Source organism: Amycolatopsis sp. PS_44_ISF1, from assembly GCF_032335455.1.
Taxonomy (GTDB): Bacteria; Actinomycetota; Actinomycetes; order Mycobacteriales; family Pseudonocardiaceae; genus Amycolatopsis.
The window spans coordinates 3057556-3079407 of the sequence record NZ_JANUXO010000001.1; the positions used below are offsets into that span (position 1 = coordinate 3057556).

Annotated in this window: 18 protein-coding genes; 16 read left to right on the forward strand and 2 right to left on the reverse strand. The window is 71.9% G+C overall.

From position 1 onward, the window contains the following. The first annotated feature begins 232 nt into the window (after window positions 1-232). Complete coding sequence (locus NYF13_RS13840; RefSeq protein WP_315656767.1) at window positions 233-868, forward strand: DUF1684 domain-containing protein; 636 nt, start codon at window positions 233-235, stop codon at window positions 866-868. 24 nt (window positions 869-892) lie between these two features. Here the strand turns inward: NYF13_RS13840 and NYF13_RS13845 are convergent, their stop codons facing one another. After that, window positions 893-1798: a hypothetical protein gene (locus NYF13_RS13845; protein ID WP_315656769.1), complete on the reverse strand. Its 906-nt coding sequence runs from the start codon at window positions 1796-1798 to the stop codon at window positions 893-895. 307 nt (window positions 1799-2105) lie between these two features. Here NYF13_RS13845 and NYF13_RS13850 point away from each other — a divergent pair, with 307 nt between their 5' ends. The 4 genes from NYF13_RS13850 to NYF13_RS13865 are packed head-to-tail and all read left to right on the forward strand — an operon-like array spanning window position 2106 to window position 7189. After that, entirely contained in the window at window positions 2106-4523 is a 2418-nt protein-coding gene (locus NYF13_RS13850) for a HAMP domain-containing protein (RefSeq protein ID WP_315656770.1), read from the forward strand. Further along, on the forward strand, window positions 4520-5698 hold the full coding sequence (gene pgsB, locus NYF13_RS13855; RefSeq protein WP_315656771.1) for a poly-gamma-glutamate synthase PgsB: 1179 nt from the start codon (window positions 4520-4522) through the stop codon (window positions 5696-5698). Before NYF13_RS13850 ends, pgsB begins: the two co-directional genes overlap by 4 nt. Continuing rightward, window positions 5698-6180, forward strand: coding sequence for a poly-gamma-glutamate biosynthesis protein PgsC/CapC (locus NYF13_RS13860; protein ID WP_086857797.1), 483 nt, complete (start codon window positions 5698-5700; stop codon window positions 6178-6180). Before pgsB ends, NYF13_RS13860 begins: the two co-directional genes overlap by 1 nt. A gap of 7 nt (window positions 6181-6187) precedes the next feature. Continuing rightward, a complete protein-coding gene (locus tag NYF13_RS13865; RefSeq protein ID WP_315656774.1) occupies window positions 6188-7189 on the forward strand; it encodes an NlpC/P60 family protein in 1002 nt (333 codons plus the stop codon). 62 nt (window positions 7190-7251) lie between these two features. On the opposite strand, the gene NYF13_RS13870 is transcribed toward NYF13_RS13865, so the two are convergent. Further along, entirely contained in the window at window positions 7252-7869 is a 618-nt protein-coding gene (locus tag NYF13_RS13870) for a TetR/AcrR family transcriptional regulator (RefSeq protein ID WP_315656776.1), read from the reverse strand. Window positions 7870-9056: 1187 nt separating this feature from the next. On the opposite strand from NYF13_RS13870, the gene NYF13_RS13875 reads away from it, so the two are divergent. From NYF13_RS13875 to NYF13_RS13925, 11 genes are all read left to right on the forward strand, one after another. Beyond that, window positions 9057-11972: a BTAD domain-containing putative transcriptional regulator gene (locus tag NYF13_RS13875; RefSeq protein ID WP_315656777.1), complete on the forward strand. Its 2916-nt coding sequence runs from the start codon at window positions 9057-9059 to the stop codon at window positions 11970-11972. A gap of 423 nt (window positions 11973-12395) precedes the next feature. Beyond that, window positions 12396-13184 (forward strand): class I SAM-dependent methyltransferase, encoded by a 789-nt coding sequence (locus tag NYF13_RS13880; protein ID WP_315656778.1) that lies wholly within the window; start codon window positions 12396-12398, stop codon window positions 13182-13184. A 13-nt stretch (window positions 13185-13197) separates the two neighbouring features. Continuing rightward, a complete protein-coding gene (locus NYF13_RS13885) occupies window positions 13198-13911 on the forward strand; it encodes a 7-carboxy-7-deazaguanine synthase QueE (protein WP_315656779.1) in 714 nt (237 codons plus the stop codon). A gap of 37 nt (window positions 13912-13948) precedes the next feature. Next, window positions 13949-14311 carry a 6-pyruvoyl tetrahydropterin synthase family protein gene (locus NYF13_RS13890; RefSeq protein ID WP_315656780.1) on the forward strand — a complete coding sequence of 121 codons (363 nt, stop codon included), beginning with the start codon at window positions 13949-13951 and terminating at the stop codon, window positions 14309-14311. Between the two features lie 43 nt (window positions 14312-14354). Next, the gene (gene folE, locus NYF13_RS13895) at window positions 14355-14939 is read left to right on the forward strand and encodes a GTP cyclohydrolase I (RefSeq protein WP_315656781.1); all 585 of its coding nucleotides are present in this window, start codon (window positions 14355-14357) and stop codon (window positions 14937-14939) included. Between the two features lie 34 nt (window positions 14940-14973). Then, a complete protein-coding gene (locus NYF13_RS13900) occupies window positions 14974-15957 on the forward strand; it encodes an aspartyl/asparaginyl beta-hydroxylase domain-containing protein (protein ID WP_315656783.1) in 984 nt (327 codons plus the stop codon). An 84-nt stretch (window positions 15958-16041) separates the two neighbouring features. Further along, window positions 16042-16731 (forward strand): 7-cyano-7-deazaguanine synthase, encoded by a 690-nt coding sequence (locus NYF13_RS13905; protein WP_315656785.1) that lies wholly within the window; start codon window positions 16042-16044, stop codon window positions 16729-16731. Further along, window positions 16728-17753 (forward strand): 2-oxoglutarate and iron-dependent oxygenase domain-containing protein, encoded by a 1026-nt coding sequence (locus NYF13_RS13910; RefSeq protein WP_315656787.1) that lies wholly within the window; start codon window positions 16728-16730, stop codon window positions 17751-17753. The genes NYF13_RS13905 and NYF13_RS13910 overlap by 4 nt, the downstream gene beginning before the upstream one ends. 34 nt (window positions 17754-17787) lie before the next feature. Then, on the forward strand, window positions 17788-19608 hold the full coding sequence (locus tag NYF13_RS13915; RefSeq protein ID WP_315656788.1) for a BTAD domain-containing putative transcriptional regulator: 1821 nt from the start codon (window positions 17788-17790) through the stop codon (window positions 19606-19608). Window positions 19609-19660: 52 nt separating this feature from the next. Then, the gene (locus NYF13_RS13920) at window positions 19661-20929 is read left to right on the forward strand and encodes an ATP-grasp domain-containing protein (RefSeq protein WP_315656790.1); all 1269 of its coding nucleotides are present in this window, start codon (window positions 19661-19663) and stop codon (window positions 20927-20929) included. Between the two features lie 51 nt (window positions 20930-20980). Beyond that, on the forward strand, window positions 20981-21835 hold the full coding sequence (locus NYF13_RS13925; RefSeq protein ID WP_315656791.1) for a hypothetical protein: 855 nt from the start codon (window positions 20981-20983) through the stop codon (window positions 21833-21835). Window positions 21836-21852: the final 17 nt, after the last annotated feature.

A 21852-nucleotide genomic window follows, 5' to 3' on the forward strand; every position in this document is an offset into this window, starting at 1 on the left:
CTTCACGGGGGCAGGGAGGGTCTCGGCCCCGGAAGGGGAGGTTACCGTGCCGGGTATCGGGGCCGAGGGTGGCGAGCGGGGTGAGCACGGCCGGTGGTGCCGGCGCCGGTGGGCGGAGGTGGCCGGGCCGGAGGGGAGAGCGGGTGTGGTCGCCTATCGGCCGGTGACGGGCCGGGACCAGCGGTTTCCCGAGGTGGGGGGCCGGTGGAGGCCGGCCGGTTCGACGGGGGGCGTGATCGTGACCGCGGCGCGGGCGGAGGGGGTGTCGGTCGGGGGACGGGTGGTGGACGGTGAGGTGGAGGTGGCGCGGGCCGGTCGGGTGGTCTTCCCCGGTGGGCGCTGGGTCAGGGTGGAGGAGCTGGCCGGTTCGCCTGCGGTGGTGGTGTGGGATCCGGGCGCTCCCGCACTGGCCGGGCTGCGGGGGATCGGGGTGTGGCCGTGGGATCCGGGGTGGGTGGTCGAAGCGGAGTACCGTCCGGCCGAGCCTGGGCGGGTTCTGCCGGTGCGGCGGTTGACGGTTCCGGTGTCGCCGGACCGGATGTCCGCTGCGGGGGACGTCGTGGTCGATCTCGACGGGGAACGGTGCACGCTTGCGGCGTTCGATGTGGGCAGCGGTGTGGTGCTGGTCGCGTTCACCGACGAGACCAGTGGCCGGGGCACCCCGGCGATGGGCCGGTGGCTGATCCTGCCCCGGCCGGTGGGGGCGCAGGCCCGGATCCGGGTGGACTTCAACCGGGCCACCCTGCCCCACCACGTCTTCTCCGCGGTCTTCCCCTGCCCCCTGCCGCTGCCGGGCAACCACCTCCCCCGGCGGATCGAAGCCGGAGAACGGGCCCCGATCACCACCGGCCGCGCCGGAACCACCTGAGACGGCCCGGTTAGCCCGATGGGCTCAGGGGCGGCGGAGGTCGGCTTCCGCCAAGGCCCGGACCACCTCCGCGCGGCGTTCGGGTGACTCGCGGATCGTGCGGCTCATCTCGACGTGCAGGAACGCCGTGCTGTCCGTGGCAGCCGCTTTGCCCTGGACGTTCGTCGTCCCCTCCAAGCCCTCGCAGCGGTCCTCCCAGCCCACGCAGACGGCGAATCCGGCCGCGGTGAGGCGCTGGGCGGCGCGCCGGGCCGCGCCGCCCGCCGGCGTCGCCCCCGAGGAGAGCACGATGTCGGTGTCGGGCTGGTTCTGGTCGTGGAAGCCGTGCAGCTGAACCTGCGTGAGGCCGCGCGCGGCCAGCACCGTGGCGATCACGTGGAACACGGAATTCACTTCGTGGGCGACGTCGGCCTGGTCGTCGTCCGCCTTCCGGTGCGCGCCCGCGATCAGCAGCACCGCGCCGGGCACCCGGTGGAACAGGTCGACCCCGAACAGCTCGGTCCGCAGGTCGAACGCCGGGTGCGGCACCTCGACCACCAGCGACGGCGGCGCCGACCGGTCGATCACGTACATCCCCCACGCGCGGCCGGTGCCGGGCTCGTTGGTCGCGATCGTGTAGGGCCGCCCGGTCGCCGGATCGACGCCGTCCCGGACGGAAAACCCCAGTTTCTCGAAATCGGCCGGGCCCCGGCCGTCCACGAGCGCGGCGAAACCGTTCGCGGCGGTACGACGTTCGTCGGGTTTCGGCGGGCGGTAGTCCTGGTCCGCGGACAGTGCGGACGTGAACTTGGTTACCACGGAATCGAGGGTCGGCCCGGGTGCGGGCGGCGATGACTCGTCGTCACCGAGGACCAGCACCAGCGTCAGGACCAGGGCCAGCGCAACGACGGTGCTGATCACGCTGAGCAACATCTGCGGGCGCTTGATCATTACGCGGAGTGTACTAGTACCACCTTGTGGCCTCACTTACTTCAAGTTTGTCACTCGATGGACGTAGTTGTAACGTGACCGACTGCTTCGCTGATAGCTACACGTGACCCGAACGGGTTGATATTTCGCCACCGGCCTTACCGGGCCGGCGACCCCCCGGGGTCGTGACACCCGAAAGGGCCTGGGGGAGCGGTTGAACCGGCCGAAACAGCACGACCTGCCGGCCGCGCGATTGCGCGAGCAGATTCCGGAAGCGGGTTTCCCCCGTGGCGCCGGTGTCGCGTCCGCGACGGTTTTCGTTCTGCTGTTGTTCATCACTGCCTTTACCGCTCTTTACCTTTCGACGGCCGGGCCGCTTTCCCTGCTCCGGGCGAACGACAGCTCCGGGCGCGTTCCCGACGAAGTCGCCACCGGTCAGCAGCGGACCACCGCCGGCCTCGCGAAGAGCATCGCGCCCTCGGTGACGGGTGCCGCCAGCGACCTGCGGGTCGCGGACGGCTCCGGGGTGTTCGACACCGCGGACGACACCGCACTGCTGACCAGCCTCAGCGAGACGTACCCGGACTGGCGCGGCGTCGCCGTGTACGACCCCGTCGCGCGGAAGGTCGTCGCCACCCGGGGCGAACCCGTGCCGGTGCAGAACCTCGGCGGCGTCGCCGTGGCGAACCTCACCGTCCGCCCGGTCGCCCGCACGGGCGACACGCCGCTGGTGCTGACCGCGGTTCCGCTGACCGGCGCCCGCGCCGGGAAGCTCCTGGTCGTCTCGACGGCGTTGCGCGGCACGCGCGGCGAACTGAACGAAGCGACCCGGCAGCAGATCCGGCTGGTCACCGCCGACGGTGCCGTTCTCTACTCCCGCGGCGCCGACGTGCCCGCGACCGACCGCGCCGCCCAGGACCTGTTCGCCCGCGCCGCCGCCGCGGCCGCCGCCGCGCAGACCGGTGTGCTCACCGGCGACGCCGCGGCCGACCCGGCCAAGAAGGGGCAGCAGCTCGCGCCGGTCGTCTCGTACGCGCCGGTCACGCCGTCCGGCATCGGCGGCAGCCTCGGCCTGTCGGTCGTCTCGTTCAGCCGGGTCCCGGTGGAAGCGGTGCCGCGCCGCTGGCCCGGCCTGATCCCCGCGGCCGCGTTGTCCGCCCTGGCCGTCCTGGGGTTCGTGCTGCTCCGGCGGACGATCGTCGCGCCGATCCGCCGGCTGCGCACCGACGCACTCGCCGTCGCGGCCGGCGCGCTCGACGAGCCGGTCCGGCAGTCGCGGATCCGCGAGGTGAACCGGGTGACCGGCGCCGTCGAGCGGTTCCGCGCGAAGCTGCGTCGCCGCAAGCCCGCGGCGAAGGTCCGTGCTCTCGTGTCGGCCCAGCTCGTCCTGGCTCTGGTCACCCTGGCGCTGCTCGGCTGGTCGGTGGCGGTGGCCGCCACGCTGGGCCGCCAGTCGGCCGAGGTCTCGCCGACGATGCTGAGCGAGCACGGTCTCCGCGTCACGCGTTCGGCCGACACCTTGCGCCGCAGCCTCGCCGAAGGTCTGGCCGACCTGCAGTCCGTCGCGCGCCTCGCCCGGGGCAAGCAGCCGGACCAGCTCAGCGGCATGCTCGACCGGCTCACCGGCGACGGCAGCCGGTTCCGCAGCGTCTACGTCGCCGACGCGCAGGGCGCGGCGGTGCAGCAGGCCGGGCGGGAATCGCTGCGCGACTTCGGGAAGCTGCCCGGCGGCGAGGGACTGCGCCAGGGCAACACCAGCGGGCGCGTCCCGGTCGTCTACGCCTTCACCCCGCTGCCGGGTTCGAAGAACGTCCTGGTCGGCGAATACGACGTGCCGCGGATGGCGGAGCTGCTCGACACCGGGGGCGGGCGCGTCCGGGTCGTCGACGAGGGCAAGCGCACCATCGCCGACACCGAGGGCTACCTCGCGTTCAGCCCGCTCACCGACCCGGCCCTGGTCGGGAACGTCGAGGCGGCCCAAGCGGGCAAGCCGGCCCGGGAGACGACCCCGGCGGCGCTCGTCGCGGCGCAGCGGCTGGCGGACAAGGGGCAAGCGGCCACGCTGAAGTGGGTGGTCGTCGCCGAGCAGCCGATCGAGTCGCTGGGGGCCGCGGACAACACCGTCCGCTCGGGGGCCCGGGTCGCCGCGCTGCTCACCGCCGTCGTGGCGCTGCTGCTGTTCGCCTGGCACTTCCTGCTCGTCCTGCGCCCGCTGCGCCGGATCGGCGACGAGGCCGAGCGGATCGCCGGCGGCGCCACCGGTGCCGTCGTCTACCCGCAGCGCCAGGACGAGCTCGGCACGATCGCCTCGTGCGTCGAGATCTGCCGCCAGGCCTTGACCGACGGACACGGCCGCCTGGGTGAGGTCCGCCGCCCGGTGGGCGCGGCGACCGACCAGACGGTGCTGATCCAGCGCGTGGAGGACGAGCCCGGTTCGCCGGTGCGCGACCGCCCCGCCGCGCACCGGGCCGCAGAGCCCGAGAGCCCTTCGAAGCCGTCGATGGAACGGCGCGGGCCGGCGCGGCGATCCGCGGAACCGGCCGGCGCCCCGCGGAATCCGGCGGGACGGCCCACCGGCCGGCCGGAGCCCGGTGAGCGATCCCGGCCGCAGACCCCGTCGCGCCCGCCCGTCCACAGCGCCGGGGGACACAGCACCGGGGAACACAGCACCGCAGAACACAGCGCCGGGGAACGAGCCGAGGGCGAACTGCCGGAATTGGCCGGACGGGGCCGGGGCCGGACGTGACGTTCCTCTACGCCGTGCTGGTGGTGGCCGCGGTGGCGATGCTGGCCGCCGGGATCGCCGAGCAGCGCCAGCACTACCGGCACCTGCACAGCATCCCGACCCGGGTGCTGGTCAACGGCATCCGCGGCAAGTCGTCCATCACCAGGTTGTGCGCGGGCGCGCTGCGGGGCGGCGGCCTGGTCACCACCGCGAAGACCACCGGCACCGCGGCCCGCTTCATCCACCCGGACGGCAGCGAGGAGCCGGTCTACCGCAAGTTCGGCATCGCCAACGTCGTCGAGCAGATCGGCATCGTCCGCCGCGCCGCCGCCTACCGGCCGGACGCCCTGGTGATCGAGTGCATGGCCGTCATGCCGGACCTGCAGGAGATCAACCAGAGCAAGCTGATCCGCTCCACCATCGGGGTCCTGTGCAACGTCCGGGAAGACCACCTCGCCGAGATGGGACCGACCCTCGACGACGTCGCGCGGTCGCTGTCGCGGTCGATGCCGGTCGGCGGGATCTGCCTGACCGCGGAGAAGGACCGGCTGCACATCCTGCGCGAAGAGGCCGCGAAGCGGGACTGCGAACTCATCGCCGTCGACCCCGAGACGGTCACCGACGCCGAGATGCGCGGCTTCGGCTGGATCACCTTCAAGGAGAACGTCGCGATCGCCCTGGCCGTCGCGGACCTGCTCAAGGTCAACCGGCAGCTGGCCCTGCAGGGCATGTGGGACGCGCCGCCGGACCCGGGTGTGCTGCAGGTCCACCACTACCGCACCGGCCGCCTCCACCTGCGCTTCGCGAACGTCTTCGCCGCCAACGACCCCGAATCGACCCTGATGAACATCGACCAGCTCCGCCGCCAGGGCGCGATCGAGGATCCGCTGCACGTGGTCATCAACTGCCGCCCCGACCGCGTCGAACGCAACGGGCAGATGGGCGCGCTGATCCCGAAGATCGCCCCGGAGCGCGTGGTGCTGATCGGCGAGCCGACGCGCAGCGCCCGCGCCGCGATCCCGCCCGAGTGGCACGACCGCGTCGTCGACCTCGGAGGATCGCGCCCGCCGCGGGACCTGCTGAGCGGGATCGTGGCCGGGATCGAGCGGAGCGCGTCGCTGATCGCCATCGGCAACATCCACGGCCAAGGGGAACTGCTCATCGAAGAACTCGCGAAACTGGAACCGGTCGCCTGATGCTCACCACCTCCCTCGCCCCCGAGGTCGCCACCGTCGGGCTGGCCATCGGCCTGCTGCTGTCGCTGGTCTGCTACCTGACGACCAACCTCTCGCCCGGCGGCATGATCACGCCCGGCTGGATCGCGCTCACCATGGTCGAGGACTACCGGCGCGCGGCGATCATCGTGCTCATGACGGCGCTGACCTTCGGCGGCACGAAAGCGTTGCAGCGCATGGTGATCCTCTACGGCAAGCGGCTGTTCGCGGCGGTGGTGCTGCTCGGCGTCGTGCTGCAGACGACATTGCTGATCTTCCTGCAGGCCGACTTCCCGCTGCTGTTCGTGCACCAGACGCTCGGGTTCGTCGTGCCCGGACTGGTCGCCTACCAGCTGGTGCGGCAGAAGCCGGTGGCCACGATGCTCGCCACCGGCGGTGTCAGCCTGGCCAGCTACGCGATCCTGATCAGCGGCGTGCTGGTCGGGCTGGTCCCGACGGTGTGAGGTGAAGATGCGCAGAGCGGTCCGGATCGGTGTCCTCGCCGCGGTCATCGCCGTCTCCGGCACGGCCGCGGTGTACGTCGCCACGCAGGAAGGGCCGGGGATCACGGCCGTCTCCGCCGCTCCGACCGGCGCCGCGGCCGTCGGCGGCTACCGCTACGAGCGCCAGCGGAACCCGGCGCGCACGATCGTGCGCGACGGGGCGGGCGCGCAGCTCGCGTCCTTCACCGACGGCTCCCGCACGGTCATGCTGACCGGCCGCTCGCGGACGTTCACCGAGCCGAAGTTCACCACGGCCGGCGTCACGACGACCGCGTGGATCCGGCTGGCCCCGCAGGAGTGGCACCCCGGGGCGGAGCGGGAGAAGTGGTTCACCGACTGGTTGCCGAAGGTCGTCGGCGACACCGAGCCGGACGTGCTGGCCATTGCGTTGCAGTACACCGACGGCGCGGCCGACCTGATGGCGAAGCAGCTGCGGATCGGCGGTGACGCCAGCTTCGGCCCGGACAGCGCGGAAGGCCGGCTGGAGAAGTCGGACTTCTACGACTACCTCGGCATCGGCTGGGACTTCCCGGACGGCACCCACGAGAAAGCCGAACCGGCCCGCGCCCGCTCGCTGGACTGCTCCGGGTTCGTGCGGATGGTCTACGGCTACCGCTCGGGCTACCCGCTGCTCGGCACCAACGTGCGGGGACCGGGCCTGCCGAGGCGGGCGTGGGCGCTGTCCGAGCTGGGCCCGGGCACCTCGCTCATCCGCGACGAGAAGCGCCCGGTGACCGACCTCAGCGCGCTGCAGCCGGGCGACCTGCTGTTCTTCAACCTCGAGCCGCAGCTCGGGACGCAGGTCTCGCACACCGGCATCTACCTGGGCATCGACGGCGACGGGCACCACCGCGTGCTCTCCAGCCGCAAGGTGGCCAACGGCCCCACCTTCGGCGACGCGGGCGGCACGTCCCTGATCGACGGTTCGGGGACCTACGCCAAGGCGTTCCGCGCGGCCAAGCGGCTCTGACCCGGCTCACCACCGGGTTTCGGTGGGGTGGCGGCAAATCGCGGCGCTGCGGCCCGCGCCAGTCACGGCTGGGCCAGCAGGGCGTGAGTGGCGGCGTCGAGGAGCCAGGGTTCCGCCTGGTCGAAGCTCCAGCCTCGTTCGATGATGAGGCTGTGCCAGGAGTTGTGCCCGAAGTAGTACCAGAGGGTGTCGGTGGCGTGAGCGGTGTCGATTCCGGGGGCGAGTGCGTCGAGGCGGGTGAGGTGTCGTGCGATGCGCGTGAGGGCGGTGAGGCATCCATCGGCGATGTCGGCCACGGCCTGGCGGGCCGGTTCGTCCTGTGGCGGCTGGCGCAGGAGGGTGGTGACGAGGTCCCAGTTGCGTTCCTGTCCGTGTCGGGCGGCGGCGGCGCAGTGGGTCATGACTTCGCGGGGATCGCCGGCCTGGAGGGCGGCGGACGCCTCCTGTGCGGCCAGGGGGTCGCGGATCGCGGGTTGGAGCAGTTCGGCGAACATCGCGGCTTTGCCACCGGTGCTGGAGTACACGGTGGGGGTGGCGACCTGGGCGGCGTGGGCGATGTCGGACACGGTGGTGGCGCAGTATCCCTGGGCCAGGAACAGGGTGCGGGCGTGCTGCAGGATCGCCGCGCGGGTTGCCTGGGCGGCGGCTTCGCGCCTCGGGGAGTGGTACCGGCCGGCCATGGGGACACCCTCTCACGTCTTCCGGCGCATGTTGACCATGGGCCGGTTCAATGATTAGGTAGCCAACTGACATCGTCGAGTAGTCCGGGGATCACCATGAGCACATCTTGTGGGGCTCAGGCCGCAGACCGTCAGCGACTGTGTTGGCCGGGCAGGGGGGCGGCGCCTGCGCAGGCCCGGCCCGGTCCGAACCCGTACCCGGCCGGGATCTCGCGGTACCGGATCGCCTCGGACGGGCCCGGCGGCCCTGGGGTGCCGGCGTCCGCCGGGCCGGCCCGCAAGCCCGGATCCGGCCGCGAGGCGTTGGCCCGGATCCTCCATCCAAGCGGGTAGAACGTTCGTTCTTGATCTCGGGCTCGTCGTGCGGCTACATTGGGACGGTAGGGAGCGTCCACTTCAGGAGGTCGATGTCCTGGCTCGGCAGGGCGGGCAATATCCGTTCCGGAGATGGTCCCGATGTAGTTTCGAGGCAATTTCCGGCCGGCCCAACGGAATTCCTCAGCACACGAAAATGGGATGTTCGATGAGTCCGTTTGCGCTGCCGGCCGGCCGCGGCTTCGGGGCGTTCGGGGAAACTTCGGCGAATTTCGGTATCGTGGTGGGCCTGAGCGCGGCAATCGCGGCGCGGCTCGGATCGGTGGTGTCCGGTTGTCCGGTGTCCAGTTGCTTAGGGTGGCTTCGAATTCGCTGGTCAGGGTCAGGTCCGGCGTTTCCCGAACAGGCAAGGGCGTTGCCTGATTTCCCCGATCGGTGTCCGGTTGGTCGTATCCGTCGCCTTCGTTCGCCCGAAAACTGCTTGAGTGCCGGGGTGAACTTCAGTCGGCCGGTGGCCGGGCCGGGTCGGCCCGGCCGTGGTGGTCCGGTTCGGTAAATTATTCCGGAAAAATTGTCCAGCGGCCTTGAACGGTGCCTCGGTGCCATCGGTTCTTCTTCCCTCGAGGAGTCGTCATGGACTCGTCCTGACCGGCCAACCCGATACCCCGGTGGGGTTCATCCACAAGTGTCGTCACCGCTATTTCTCCCATCGTCGCCAGGGAAAGGAACTGAGCGGCCGGCCCGGTGAGCCCGTCGGCCGGAAGGCGCGCCGCCGGATTCGGCCGACGTGGCCTGGAATGCGGTCACATCCTGGCCCGGCCTCGTCGGGCGGTGGGCCAGGAACTGTTCCATAGCTGGGGAGCTAAGTGGGTGTGAGCGTGGCAGTTCAGGCGGGTGAGGAATGCGGTCGCGTCGTGGTGCCTCCGTTCCGGGTGCTGGGGCCGCTCGAGGTGAGTGGTGAGCGGGGGCCGGTGTCCGTGGCGCACGGACGGCAGGAGATCGTCCTCGGCGCGCTGGCGCTCGAGCTGAACCGGGTGGTGGAGACCAGCTACCTGGTGGATGTCATCTGGTCCGACCACCCGCCGAAGACCGCGCGCGCCCAGGTGCAGATCTGCGTTTCGCGGCTGCGCAAGGCGTTGTCGGACGGCGAGGTCGACGCCTCGATCGAAACCCGTCCCCGCGGGTACGTCCTGCGGGCACCCGCGGACGCCACCGATCTCGGCGTCTTCGGCCGGTTGGTGGCGGAAGCGGATGCCTTGGCCCGTACCGAGCTGAAGGCGGCCGCGGTCGACAAGCTGCGCGCGGCGGTCGGGCTGTGGCGGGGCCGGTGCCTGGCCGGTCTGCCCAGTGCGGTCCTGACCGGCACGGCGGCGCGGTGGGACCAGAGCCGGCTGGAGGCGCTGGAGACCTGCGTCCGGCTGGAGCTGGAACTCGGCCGCCACGAGCGCCTGATCGGCGAGTTGCAGCAACTGGTCGCCGAGCACCCGCTGCGGGAGCGGCCCCGGGGGCACCTCATGCTGGCGCTGTACCGTTCGGGCCGGCCGGCCGAAGCCCTGGAGGTCTACCACCAGGGCCGCGCGCTGTCCACGGAAAAGCTCGGGCTGGACCCGGGGCGGGAGCTGCGCCGCCTGGCGCAGGCGATCCTGACCGACGACGCCGGCCTCACGCTGGCCGGCTCGGCCGGAGCGGACCCCGCCGGGGTGCCCTCGCCGCCGGGCCCGGACGTCCGCGCCGAGCCCGAGCCCGCGGTCGTGCCCAGGCACCTCCCGGCCGCCATCGGCGACCTGGTCGCCGACGACACGCTCGTCGCGGAGATCTGCGACGCCGTCACCGAAGGGCGGGACAAGGGCTGGTCGAGCATGGTCCTGCTGCTGGGGGGACCGGGGGTCGGCAAGAGCACGCTGGCCGGGCACGTGGCGCACCGGGTCGCCGCCGAGCACTTCCCGGACGGGCAGCTCTGGTGCGTCCTGCGCGGGCCGGACGGCCAGCCGGAGGACCCGGCCCAGGTGCTGGGACGGCTGCTGCGCGCGCTGGGCGTGCCCGGACCGGCCCTGCCCGACGCCCTGGACGAACGAGCGCAGATGTATCGCAGCCTGCTGGCCGATCGCCGGGTGCTGGTGCTGGTCGACGACGCGGTGAGCGAGTCGCAGCTGAGGCCGCTGCGGCCCGGGGCCGGGGCCAGCGGCGTACTGGTCACCAGCCGCGGCCAGCTCACCGGGTTGCCGGGCGCCCGGCGGTTCGACCTGGAGCCGCTGAACCCGGACCAGGCCATCGAGCTCCTCGGGCGGATCATCGGCGAACCGCGGGTGAGCAGCGAGCGGGAGGCGGCGCGAGGACTCGTGCGCCTGGCGGGCGGGCTGCCCCTCGCGCTGCGGATCATCGGTGCGCGCCTGGCCGCGCGCCCGCACTGGTCGCTGGCCTCGATGGGACACCGGCTCGAAGACGAGCAGCGCCGGCTGGACGAGCTGACCCACGGCGAGCTGTCGATCCGGGCGAGCCTGTCGGTCAGTTACGACGGCCTTTCGAGTGCCGACCGGCGGCTGTTGTGCTTGCTCAGCCTGGCCGAGGGGGCGCAGATCCCGAGCTGGCTGGGGGCCGCGCTGGCCGACGACCGCACCCCGGTCCCCGCCGACCTGCTGGAACCGCTCATCGAGACCAGGCTGCTGGACACCGCGGCGATGGACCAGGACGGGGAGTTCCGCTGCGGGCTGTCGGAAATCGTGCGGACGTTCGCTCAGGAACGGTTGCGGGCGGAGGTTCCCGAGGCGGAACGCGTGGCGGCGGTGCGGCGCATGGCCGGTGGCTGGATGGCGCTCGTGGAGCGGGCGCACCGGGAAATCCACGGCGGCCCCTACACCATCGTGACGGGGGCCGCCGAACGGTGGCAGCCGCCGGAGGACTACGTCCGGCGATGCCTGCGAGACCCGCTCGGCTGGCTGGAGAGCGAGCAGGCCAATCTGCTGAACGCGGTCGAGCTGGCGGCCCGGTACGGGCTGGACGAGTCGTGCTGGGAGCTGGCCACCGCCCTGGTGACGCTCTTCGAAGCCCGTGGCTACCCCGAACTGTGGGAACGCACCCACCAGATCGCCCTGGCCGCCGTGCAGGCGTCCGGCAACGAACGGGGCCGCGCGGCGGTGCTCGCCTCGCTGGGAACCCTGCACCTGTACCGGGGTGAACACGAAACGGCGCGCCCGTACCTCAGCACCGCTCTGGCGGTCTTCGAACGACTGCAAGAGCTGAGTGGCCAGGCGCTGTGCCTGCGCGACCTGGCGTGCATCGAGCGCTACCACGGTGACGACGATCGGGCGCTGGCGCTCTACGAAAGCGCCGAGCGCGCCTTCGTGCGGGCGCAGGACGCCGTGGGCCGGGCCTACGTGCTGGGCGAGATGGCGGACATCACGATGCGGCGGGCGGACTTCGGGCGGACCCGGCGGTACCTGGACGAGGCGCTCGGGATCTACCGGGCCGCCGGCTTCGAACGCGGCCAGGCGCTGGCCCTGCGGCGGCAGGGCCAGATGCTGATGCACCAGCATCGGGACGAGGCGGCGGAGCGGACCCTGCTGGAGGTCCTCGCCATGGTCGGATCGAGCGGGGATCTGGTCGGGGAAGGGTACGTGCTACACGATCTCGGCCGGCTGAACGCCCGGCTGCACCGCGTGGAGCAGGCCGTCCGGTACTACTCGCAATCGGTCAGGATCCGGGAGCGAATCCTGGACCACCACGGGGCCGCCGCGGTCCGGGCCGACCTGGAGGCGGTGCTGGGCCGGCCGGTGAAGACGGCCGGCTGACCTCCGGCCCGCGTCCGTCCGGCCCGCGTTCGACGCCGAGGTCCAGGGCGTGTTCCGCGCCGCGCCGAAAACCGCTGCGCCGGCGGCAATCGCGACATTCGGTGATTTCGTGACGATCATCGGAAATCTGTCCTCTCGCCGGGGGCCGGGTCGACCGGTCCGCTGGTTCGGACCAGTCTCGCCCCCGGGTCCAACTCGGGCCCATGCCCGCCCTATTCCCGCCCTATCCCGGACCGCCCCGGTGGCGGATGCCCTCGTGATGGCGGACTGATAACCCACCTCTGGAAGGTGGGTCGTGTGATCTTGTGCCGCTTCGCAGGCCGAATCCCGATACGCATCTCGGTGCGGTGGAAAGACGGTGCGGAAAGACCCGGTGGCGGAAAGACTCGGTGCGGGAAGTCCCACGGAAAGGGTGCACGGCCGATGACGATGGACATGGACGCGGAGTTCTACTCCCGCGTGGCCGATCGGTTCGGTGGTTATTTCAGCGATGCCCGGAGCACCGACGTCTTCGCCGACGGCCGCCCGGAGGACGTCTTCGACGAATGGGTGCTCGCCTTGGGCGGACCGCAGGCCCGGCTGCTGGACGTCGGCTGTGCCGACGGCCGCAGCCTGCTGCGCACCTCGGGTGCCTACGGGTTCGTGAAGGGGGTGGACCTGTCGTCCTCGATGCTGGAGAGCGCCGAGCGGCACCGGGCGGAGGCGGACGCGTCGCACGTGACGTTCGAACTGTGCGACGCGGCCGAAACCGGGCTGCCCGACGGTGGGCTGGACGTGCTCACCTCCCGTCGAGGACCGCTGGTCCTCGGCGAGTTCGGGCGGGTGCTCCGCCCGGGCGGCACGCTCCTGTACATGGGGATCGGGGAACAGGACGCGCGTGAACTGAAGGAGCAGTTCGGCCGCGGGCAGAACTTCGGGAGCTGGCACGGCGAGCCCCTGTCCGGAAAGGTCGCCCGGGAAATGACCGAGTCCGGTTTCACGGTGACCAGGATCCGGGAATTCCGGTTCGATGAGTTCTACCACCGCGCGGGCGACCTGGACACGTTCCTCCATTCGGTTCCCATTCTCGACGACTACGACTCGGCTGCGGACCGGGCGGCGTTCGACCGGTACGCCGCCTCCGCGACGGCCGAGGCGGGCATCCGGCTGGCCCGGCACCGGTTCATCGTGCAGGCGCGGACGCCGGAAGCCGTCGAAACCGCTCATTCCTAGGGAACGGTGTGGCATGGAACAAGGACTCGTGGTCAACGAAATCTTCGGTCCGACCGTTCAGGGTGAAGGGCGGTCCTTGGGGCGTCGCTGCGCTTTCCTGCGGCTCGGCGGGTGCAATCTTTCCTGCACCTGGTGCGACACGCCCTACACCTGGGACTGGACCGGATCCGGGGAGAGCGGAATCGCCCACGATCCGGGCAAGGAACTGCACCGGCGCTCGGTCGAGGAAGTCCTCGCGCAATTGCTGGACTTCGGCACGGACCTGATCGTGATCTCCGGCGGGGAGCCCCTGGGGCAGCAGAAGCGGCTGATCCCGCTGGTGGCGGAGCTGACCGGCCGCGGCCTGGAGATCGAGATCGAGACCAACGGCACGCACGCCGCCGCCCCCGAACTCGTCGAAGCCGGCGTCCGGTTCAACGTTTCGCCCAAGCTGTCCCACTCCGGCGACACCCGCCGGCGCCGGATCGTCCCGCGCGCGCTCGCCAACCTCGCGAAACTGCCGGGCAGCACGTTCAAGTTCGTCTGCCGCAACACCGGCGACCTCGACGAGGTGGCGGAGCTGGTCGACGCCTTCGACCTGCCCTCGGTGTGGATCATGCCGATCGGGCGGACCGCCGACGACGTCACGAAGCACATGGGCGAGCTGGCCGACGCGGTGGTGGAGCGCGGCTGGAACCTGACGACCCGGCTGCACACCCTGTTGTGGGGCGACAAACGCGCGGTGTGACCCACGGCGCGCACTACGGATCAAGGAGCTTGGATCGATGGCGTTCAGAATCACGAAGAAATTCGAATTCTCGGCCAGCCACCAGCTGACGGGTCTGGCGGCCGAGCACCAGTGCGCCCGGATGCACGGGCACAACTACGTGGTCGAACTGGAGCTGGGGGCCGAGAACGCGGACCTGCTGCCGGTGGGGTTCATCCGGGACTACGGGGAGCTTTCCACGTTCAAGGACTGGATCGACAAGAACCTCGACCACCGGCACCTCAACGAAGTGATGGACGAAAACCCGACGGCCGAGCACATGGCGGCGTGGGTGTACAAGACCTGGCTGCCCGAGTACCCCGAGCTGACCTGCGTGCGGGTCTCGGAGACCCCCAAGACCTGGGCCGAGTACCGGCCGTGAACGCGGTGACCCCGAATCCCGGACGAAAGGTGATCGAATGTCGATGACAGAACTAGGGATCAACGGCGAACCGGCTGCGACGAAGGCCACCGAGGATCCGCTGGTCGAGATCGCCCGCCGGCTGCTGGAAGAGATCGGCGAGGATCCCGCTCGCGACGGGCTGCGCGACACGCCCGGGCGGTTCGCCCGCTGGTGGCGGGAGTTCATCGACTACGAGCCGGGTTCGCTGGACACGCTGTTCGAGTCCATCGGCACGAGCCAGCTCGTGGTCGTCTCCGACATCCAGGTCTGGTCGCTGTGCGAGCACCACCTGCTGCCCTTCCGGTGCTCGGTGACCATCGCCTACCGCCCGACGGGCAAGCTGCTCGGACTGTCGAAGTTCGCCCGGGTGGCCCACCAGTACGCGCACCGCCTCCAGGTCCAAGAACGGCTCGTGGACCAGATCGCGCTCGAGATCAGCACCCTGAGCGGCACCTCGGACGTCGCGGTCATCGCGAAGGGCGAGCACCTCTGCATGACGATGCGCGGGGTCAAGGCCCCGGCGCAGATGACCTCGACCGCCTACCGCGGGCAGTTCGGCACGGATCCCCAGCTCCGCGGCGAGCTGTTCGACCTGATCCGGGCGTGACGGGTCTGAGCCGGGGCGATGGGAAAGGACGACGATGAGCGCGACGGATTCCTCGACGCCCGCGGAAGCGGCGCGGCTGCTGCCCGAGCTGGACGCCGAGCGGCTGCTGGCCGACCTCATGACCGCCCGCGACCACCTGTGGGACGAGCAGAGCGCGCACGCGAACGGCCGGGTGATCAAGTGGGACGAGCAGCAGGACTGGCGCTGCCTGCCGATCCGCAGTCCCGGCGGTGACAAGACGCGCACCGACGCGGGCGGGGCCGGCAGCGCGGAGTTCGCCGACACCGAGTGGCTGGACCACATGCCCTACGTGCGGGAGATCCTGCGGTCGATCCCCGGTCCCCTGCACGCGGCCCGGTTCCTGGACCTGGGGCCCGGGGTCGTCGGGTACCCGCACACCGACGCCAAGTTCGCCCCGGACTGGGGCCTGGTGCGGCTGCACGCCCCGGTCACCACCCACGAGGCGGCGATCCTGGACCTCGACGGGGCCATCCACCGCTGGCAGCCCGGGGAGTTCTGGTTCGGTGACTTCAGCCGCAGGCACCACATCCAGAACCTCGGCCCCGAGCACCGGGTGCACCTCGTGGTGGACGTGCTGGTCACCGCGGAGCTCGCCCGGCTGTTCCCGGCGGACTGGGCCGGGTACTTCGACGGTCCGGAGGTGCTGTGCAACCGGCCGGTCGTGACCACCACCGCCCCGGAGCGGGAGGCCGCGCGGTGCTCGTTCGACGCACCGGCGCACCTGCTGGAGACCGAGGCGTTCGGGTCGCTCACCGGGCCGCAGCCGGAGTCGAGCTTCAGCATCGTCGACACCGGCACGGAACTGGCCGTCCGATCCCCGGAGAACCACCTGTTCCCGCTGGCCGGCCTGGGCGGCAACGAGTACCGCCTGGTCGGGTGGAGCGAGGAGCGGACGGTGACCACGAAGCTGGACGGCCCGCGGCCCGAAGTCGAGCTGACCTACCGCAAGGGCCGCCGATCGACGCGGCTGAGCGTTCCGGCGACGCCGGCGGCCTGACCGGACGCCGAGCGCCGCCGCGGTCCCGCCGCGCCGCCGTCCTGGTCCGGCCACCTCGATCCCTAGGCACCGAAAGGCACACCCATGCCCAAAACCATCGCCATCGTGTCCGGGGGCCTGGACTCGGTCACCATGGCCTACCACCTCCGGTCCGAGGGACACACCCTCCACCTGCTGTCCGTGGACTACGGGCAGCGCAACCTCGTGGAACACCGGTTCGCGGCGAAGGCCGCCGAGGCGCTCGGGGCGCAGCACGACGTCGTCGACCTCCGCCCGGTCGGCAAGCTCATGCACGGTTCCTCGCTGACCGACCCGACGGTCGAGGTGCCGAACCGGAAGCGGGCATCGCCCGGGGGGAGCCCGAACGTCGTGCCCAACCGCAATGCCCTGCTGCTGTCCGTCGCGTTCGCGCTCGCCGTCGCCGAGAAGGCCACCGCGGTGGCCATCGGGGTGATCGACGACCCGCAGGCCGCACCGGACAGCAACGTCGCCTTCCTCGACGCCTTCTTCGCCATGGAGAAGATCGCGACCGACGGCTACGCCCACCCCGGGCTGGTCCTGACCGCGCCGCTGGCCGCGCTGCCCAAGAGCGGGGTGGTGGCGCTCGGCGAAGGGCTCGGCGTTCCCTGGACCGAGACCTGGACCTGCATGCGCGGCGGCGAGCTCCACTGTGGAGAGTGCGCTTCCTGCTGGGACCGGCAGGAAGCGTTCGAGGGCGCCGGCGTGACCGACCCGACGGCCTATCAGACCAGCGCTTCGAAGGAGCTGTTGTGACCGACACCTTTCCCGTGCTCGACCTGCGCGACGCCGCCGGTCCGGCCGAAACCAGGACCGGGTTCCTGCACCGGCTGCGCGAGGCCGTCCACGAGATCGGCTTCTTCCAGCTGGTCGGCCACGGGGTCGAGGACACCGAGGACATGCTGGAGCTGTCCCGCCGGTTCTTCGCCCTGCCCGAGCCCGACCGGCTCGCGCTGAACATCCTCGACTCCCCGCTGTTCCGCGGCTACTCGGAGCTGGGCCGCGAGCACACCCGCGGGGTTCCGGACCAGCGCCGGCAGCTCGACATCGGGCCGGAGCAGCCCGCGCGCAGGTTCGGCCCCGGCGATCCCGCCTACCAGTGCCTGATCGGCCCGAACCGGTGGCCCTCGGCGATGCCCGAGCTGCGCCCGGCCATCGAGTCGTGGATCGCCCGGCTGACCGAGCTCTCGCACCGGCTGCTGCGGCTGATCCTCGAATCGCTCGAGGCCCCGGCGGGCTTCCTGGACGACGTGGTCGACCCGGACCCGCAGATCCACCTCAAGCTGCTGCACTACCCCGGGCCCGCGCGGACGGGCGGGGACGACGGCTCCGGCCAGGGCACCGGGGCGCACAACGACCTGGGCCTGCTCACCCTGCTCGTCCAGGACGGTCACGGCGGCCTCCAGGTCGCGGTGGAGGACGGCCGGTTCATCGACGTGCCGGTGATCCCGGGGGCGTTCGTGGTCAACCTGGGCGAGCTGCTGGAAGTGGCGACCCGGGGCTACGTGCGGGCCACCCAGCACCGGGTGGTCCGCCCCGCCCCGGGCGTCGACCGCTACTCCATCCCCTTCTTCTACAACCCCCGGCTGGACGCCACGATGCAGCCGCTGCCCGGACCGTACGTCGAGCGCGCCGGGGGAGTCATCGACGTCGCCGGCAACCCGTTGTTCGCCCTCTACGGCGACAACGTGATGAAAGGGGTGATCCGCTCGTTCCCCGAGAACGTCGCCCGGCACCACCCGGACCTGGCTGCCGCAGCCGAGCCCCGGAGCTCCTGACCGGGCCGGACGACCACGAGGCAAGGCGAACGTCATGAGAGTCAACCTGCTCGGGCCGCTGCAGGCCTACGCCGGCGACCACGGCGCCGAACTGGCGCCGGCCGCCCAGAAAGTCCGTCAGACGCTGGTGATGCTCGTGCTGAACGCGGGCCGGGTGGTGTCGCTGGCGCGGCTGATGGACGAGCTGTGGAACGGCGAACCGCCGGCCAGCGCGCACACCGCGGTGCAGACCTACGTCTACCAGCTCCGGAAGCGGTTCTCCCTCGGCAATCCGAGGATCGGCGGCGCGGCCCCGGCGGAGGAGGTGCTGCTGGCCACAGTGGACGATGGCTACCAGCTTTCGCTGCCGGCCGACCGGGTGGACGTCTTCCGGTTCGAGCCGCTGCTCGACCGGGCCGGGGCGCAGTTCCGTGACGAGGACTTCGCCCGGGCCCGCGAGACGGCCGCCGCGGCGCTGCGGCTGTGGCGGGACGAGGTCCTGGTGGACGTGCGCAAGGGACCCGCGCTGGAGGCCGAGGCGGCCCGCCTGAAGGGACTGCGCACCAGCGCGCACCACCTGCGGGTCGAATCCGACCTGCACCTCGGCCGGCACCACGAGGTGCTGGGGGAGCTCGCCTCGATGGCCGGGCGGGACCCGACCGACGAGCGGGCCCAGGGCAATCTGATGGTCGCCCTCTACCGCGCCGACCGGCGGGCGGAAGCGCTCCAGGCCTACCGCCGGGCCCGGGAACGGATCGCCACCGAGCTGGGTCTCGACCCTTCGCCCCGGCTCCAGGCCCTGCACGCGGCGGTGCTCACCTCCGACGAGGCGCTGCTGCGGCCCGGCCGGAGGATCAGCGCCGTGCCCGCCGTCACCCGGGCGCCCTCCCACCTGCCCGCGCCGCGCGAACGGCTGACCGGACGGGACGGCCAGCTCGCGCGCCTCACCGCGGCGCTGACCGGCCGGGACCGGGCGGACCGGCCGGTCGTGGTCGTGGAGGGCGCGCCCGGCACCGGCAAGAGCGAGCTGTGCCTGCACGTCGCGCACCAGGTGAGCGACAGCTATCCCGACGGGCAGCTGTACGCGCGGCTGCGCGGTGACGCCGGCCGGCGGGTGCGGTCCGCGGGGATCCTCCGCTCGTTCCTGCGCGGACTGGGCGCGACCCCGGAGCAACTGCGGCTGGGCGCGACCGACCTCAGCCTGCTGTTTCGCACCTGGACCGCCGATCGCCGGGTCCTGGTCGTGCTCGACGACGTGAGCGAGGGGAGCGACCTGACTCCGCTGCTGCCCTCGGGCGCCGGCTGCGGGGTGGTGGTCGGCAGCCGGCGGCGGCTGTTCGTGTCCTCCTCCGCGGTTCACCTGGAGCTGTCCGGACTGTCCTTTCCCGACTGCCTCCGGCTGCTGGACTCCGCCGTGGCGGGGCACCGGATCGCCGCGGACCAGGAGGGCCTGCGGCGGCTGGCCCGGCTGTGCCGGGGGCTGCCGGGCGCGCTCTTCGCGGTCGCTTCGCAGTTGCACCGGCGTCCACACTGGACCGCCCGGCAGGCCTCGGCCTGGGTCCTCGCGGCCGCGGGCGCGCCGGACGATCCGCTGGGCGTGCGCGCCGGCTTCGACCGGACGCTCGCCACGCTGCCCGCCGATTCGCGGCCCCTGGCCTACGAGCTGCTGGCTCCCGGCGTTCCCGACCGGTTCACCCCGACCTCGGTCGCGGCGACCCTGGGCATCAGCGACCAGAAGGCCGAAGACCTGCTGGAGGAGCTGGGGGAGCGCTACCTGGTGCGCGCGCGGCACCCCGCCGCGGACAGCCGGTTCTCCTACGAACTGGAGCCCGGGGTGCGCCCCCTCGCCCCGGGCCCGGTCCGGCGCTCGGCCTGACGGCCGTGCCCGGCCCGGACCCGTCCACCCAGCCCATCCTTGGAGAGACCTGATGCCCTCACGCCCGAAGCTCGTCCTGGTCGGTCAGCTGTCGAAGTTCCCCTGGGTGTTCGAGGCCGCCGAGCGGGCCGGCATCGACCTCATCCTCGTCCCCCGGGGGGACGACACGATGGAGGCCGCCGCGCGGGCCCGCGCCGTGGTCGAACTCCTGCCGCTGGACGTGGAGGGAGACCCCGACGGCGCACTGTCCCGGCTCGTCGCCCGCTACCGGCGCGAGCCCTTCGGCGGGATCATGGCGGCCAACGAACAGGCCGTGCCGTTCACCGCGCGCGCCGCCCGGGAGCTGGGCCTGCCCGGACTGTCCGAGGAAGCGGCGGTGGCGGTGCGCGACAAGCGAAGCATGCGCCGCCACCTGCTGGAGGCCGGTCTGGGCACCCCCGGCTTCGTGGTCCTGGACGACCCGGACCACTGGGCCGAAGCGTTGTCGCTGCGGTTTCCCGTGGTGGTGAAACCGGTCAGCGGCCACGCCAGCTTCGGCGTGATCCGGGTGGACAGCAAGGACGGTCTCGAGCCGGCGGTGGTCCGCACCTGGCAGCTCGTCGAAGCCCACCGGGGCGCCGACGACGGATTGGCCGCGCAGACCGGCGTGCTGGTCGAGGAATACCTGGACGGGCCGGAGATCTCCGCCGAATCCCTGGTGTACCGGGGGCAGGTGCGGGTCTGCGCGATCAGCTGGAAGGGGGAGCTGACCGGGCCCTACTTCCAGGAGACCACCCTGCGGGCCCCCGCTCAGCTCCCCGCCGAGATCCTCGCCGCGACCGAGGCGGAGGTGATCGGCGCCCACCACGCCTTCGGCGTCACCGAGGGCACCACGCACACCGAGCTGCGGCTGGTCGGCGGGGTGCGCCCGGTGCTGCTGGAGATGGCCGCGCGCATCGGCGGCGGGGGCTACATGGCCCACTTCGCCCACGTCGCCGGCGGGATCGACCTGGCCGCCGAGGCGCTGCGCATCCACCTCGGCCGGGCACCGCGGTGCTGGGGACAGGAGGCGGTGCCGGCCGGCCACGTGGCGGTCTACCAGGTGCCGGTCGGCACCGGCGGGCGGGTCGAGCGGATCCACGGGCTGGACTCGGTGCGCGCCGACCCGCGCGTGGACTACGTGGTGCAGACCGCGGGTCCCGGCACCCGGCTGCCGCCCTTCCCGGACTTCGCCGGCTACCCGGTGATCGTGATCTCCCGCCACGGTTCGGACGCCGAGGCCGAGGCGTACCGCGAACACCTCGCCCGCACCTTGTACGTCGAGTACGAGGACCAGGGGTGAGGGACCGGACCGGCTTCCCAGTCTCTGCTTCGTGAGAGCAGTGGTGTACGCGTGAAAGAGAGGGAACAGATGCAGCAGGGCAAAGCACGGCTGAGCGGGCAGCAGGCCGATCCGGGCTTCTTCCGCTTCGAGGAGCGCGACGAACTGGACTACGAGCTGGTTCTGGACGTGCTGCACGGGCGCCGGCTGGGCGTGATCTTCCGGGACGTGATCCCGGTGGCGGCGCGCAAGGACCTGACCGAGCGGTTCTGGGCGAGCCCCGCCCGCCAGCACCGTGAAGGCGAGCCCTCGCACTACGTCGGCGCCTACCACTGGAACAAGGACACCGCCACCTACCTCGACGAGTCGGCCGCGGTCGCCGAGCACGTCCGGCGGGTGATCGACGCCCCGGATTCGCCGTGGAACGCCTTCCGCCAAGGCGTCGACGAGGTCCTCGGCAAGGAGGGCGCGTCCCTGCGGCTGGCGGAGCAGGACGGCCGCCCGGCGTGCGCCGCGCTGATCCGCGCGTGGGACAAGGAAGGCGACTTCTCCCTCGACCCGCACGAGGACCAGGCGCAGTGCCAGGACCCGCGCCAGCGGGGGTTCGAGATCCAGCGGGTCTGCGACCACCAGATCTGCGCGGTGAACCTGTGCACCGAGCACACCGCCGGCGGGCGGCTGGTGCTGTGGAACCTCCGTCCCGACGACGAGACCCGGCGCGCGCTCGGCCTCGAGCTGACCGGACTGCCCTACCCGGCCGACGCCCTGGCCGACTTCGAGGAGCTGCGCCTGGACATCCGGGAGGGCGACGTCTACGCCTTCAACGGTGCCTTCGTGCACGCGGTGGACGCCAGCTCCGGCAACCGCACGACGGTGTCGTTCATCATGGGGTTCACCGATCCCCAGACGGTCGTGAGCTGGACCTGAAACCCGTCCGCGGGATC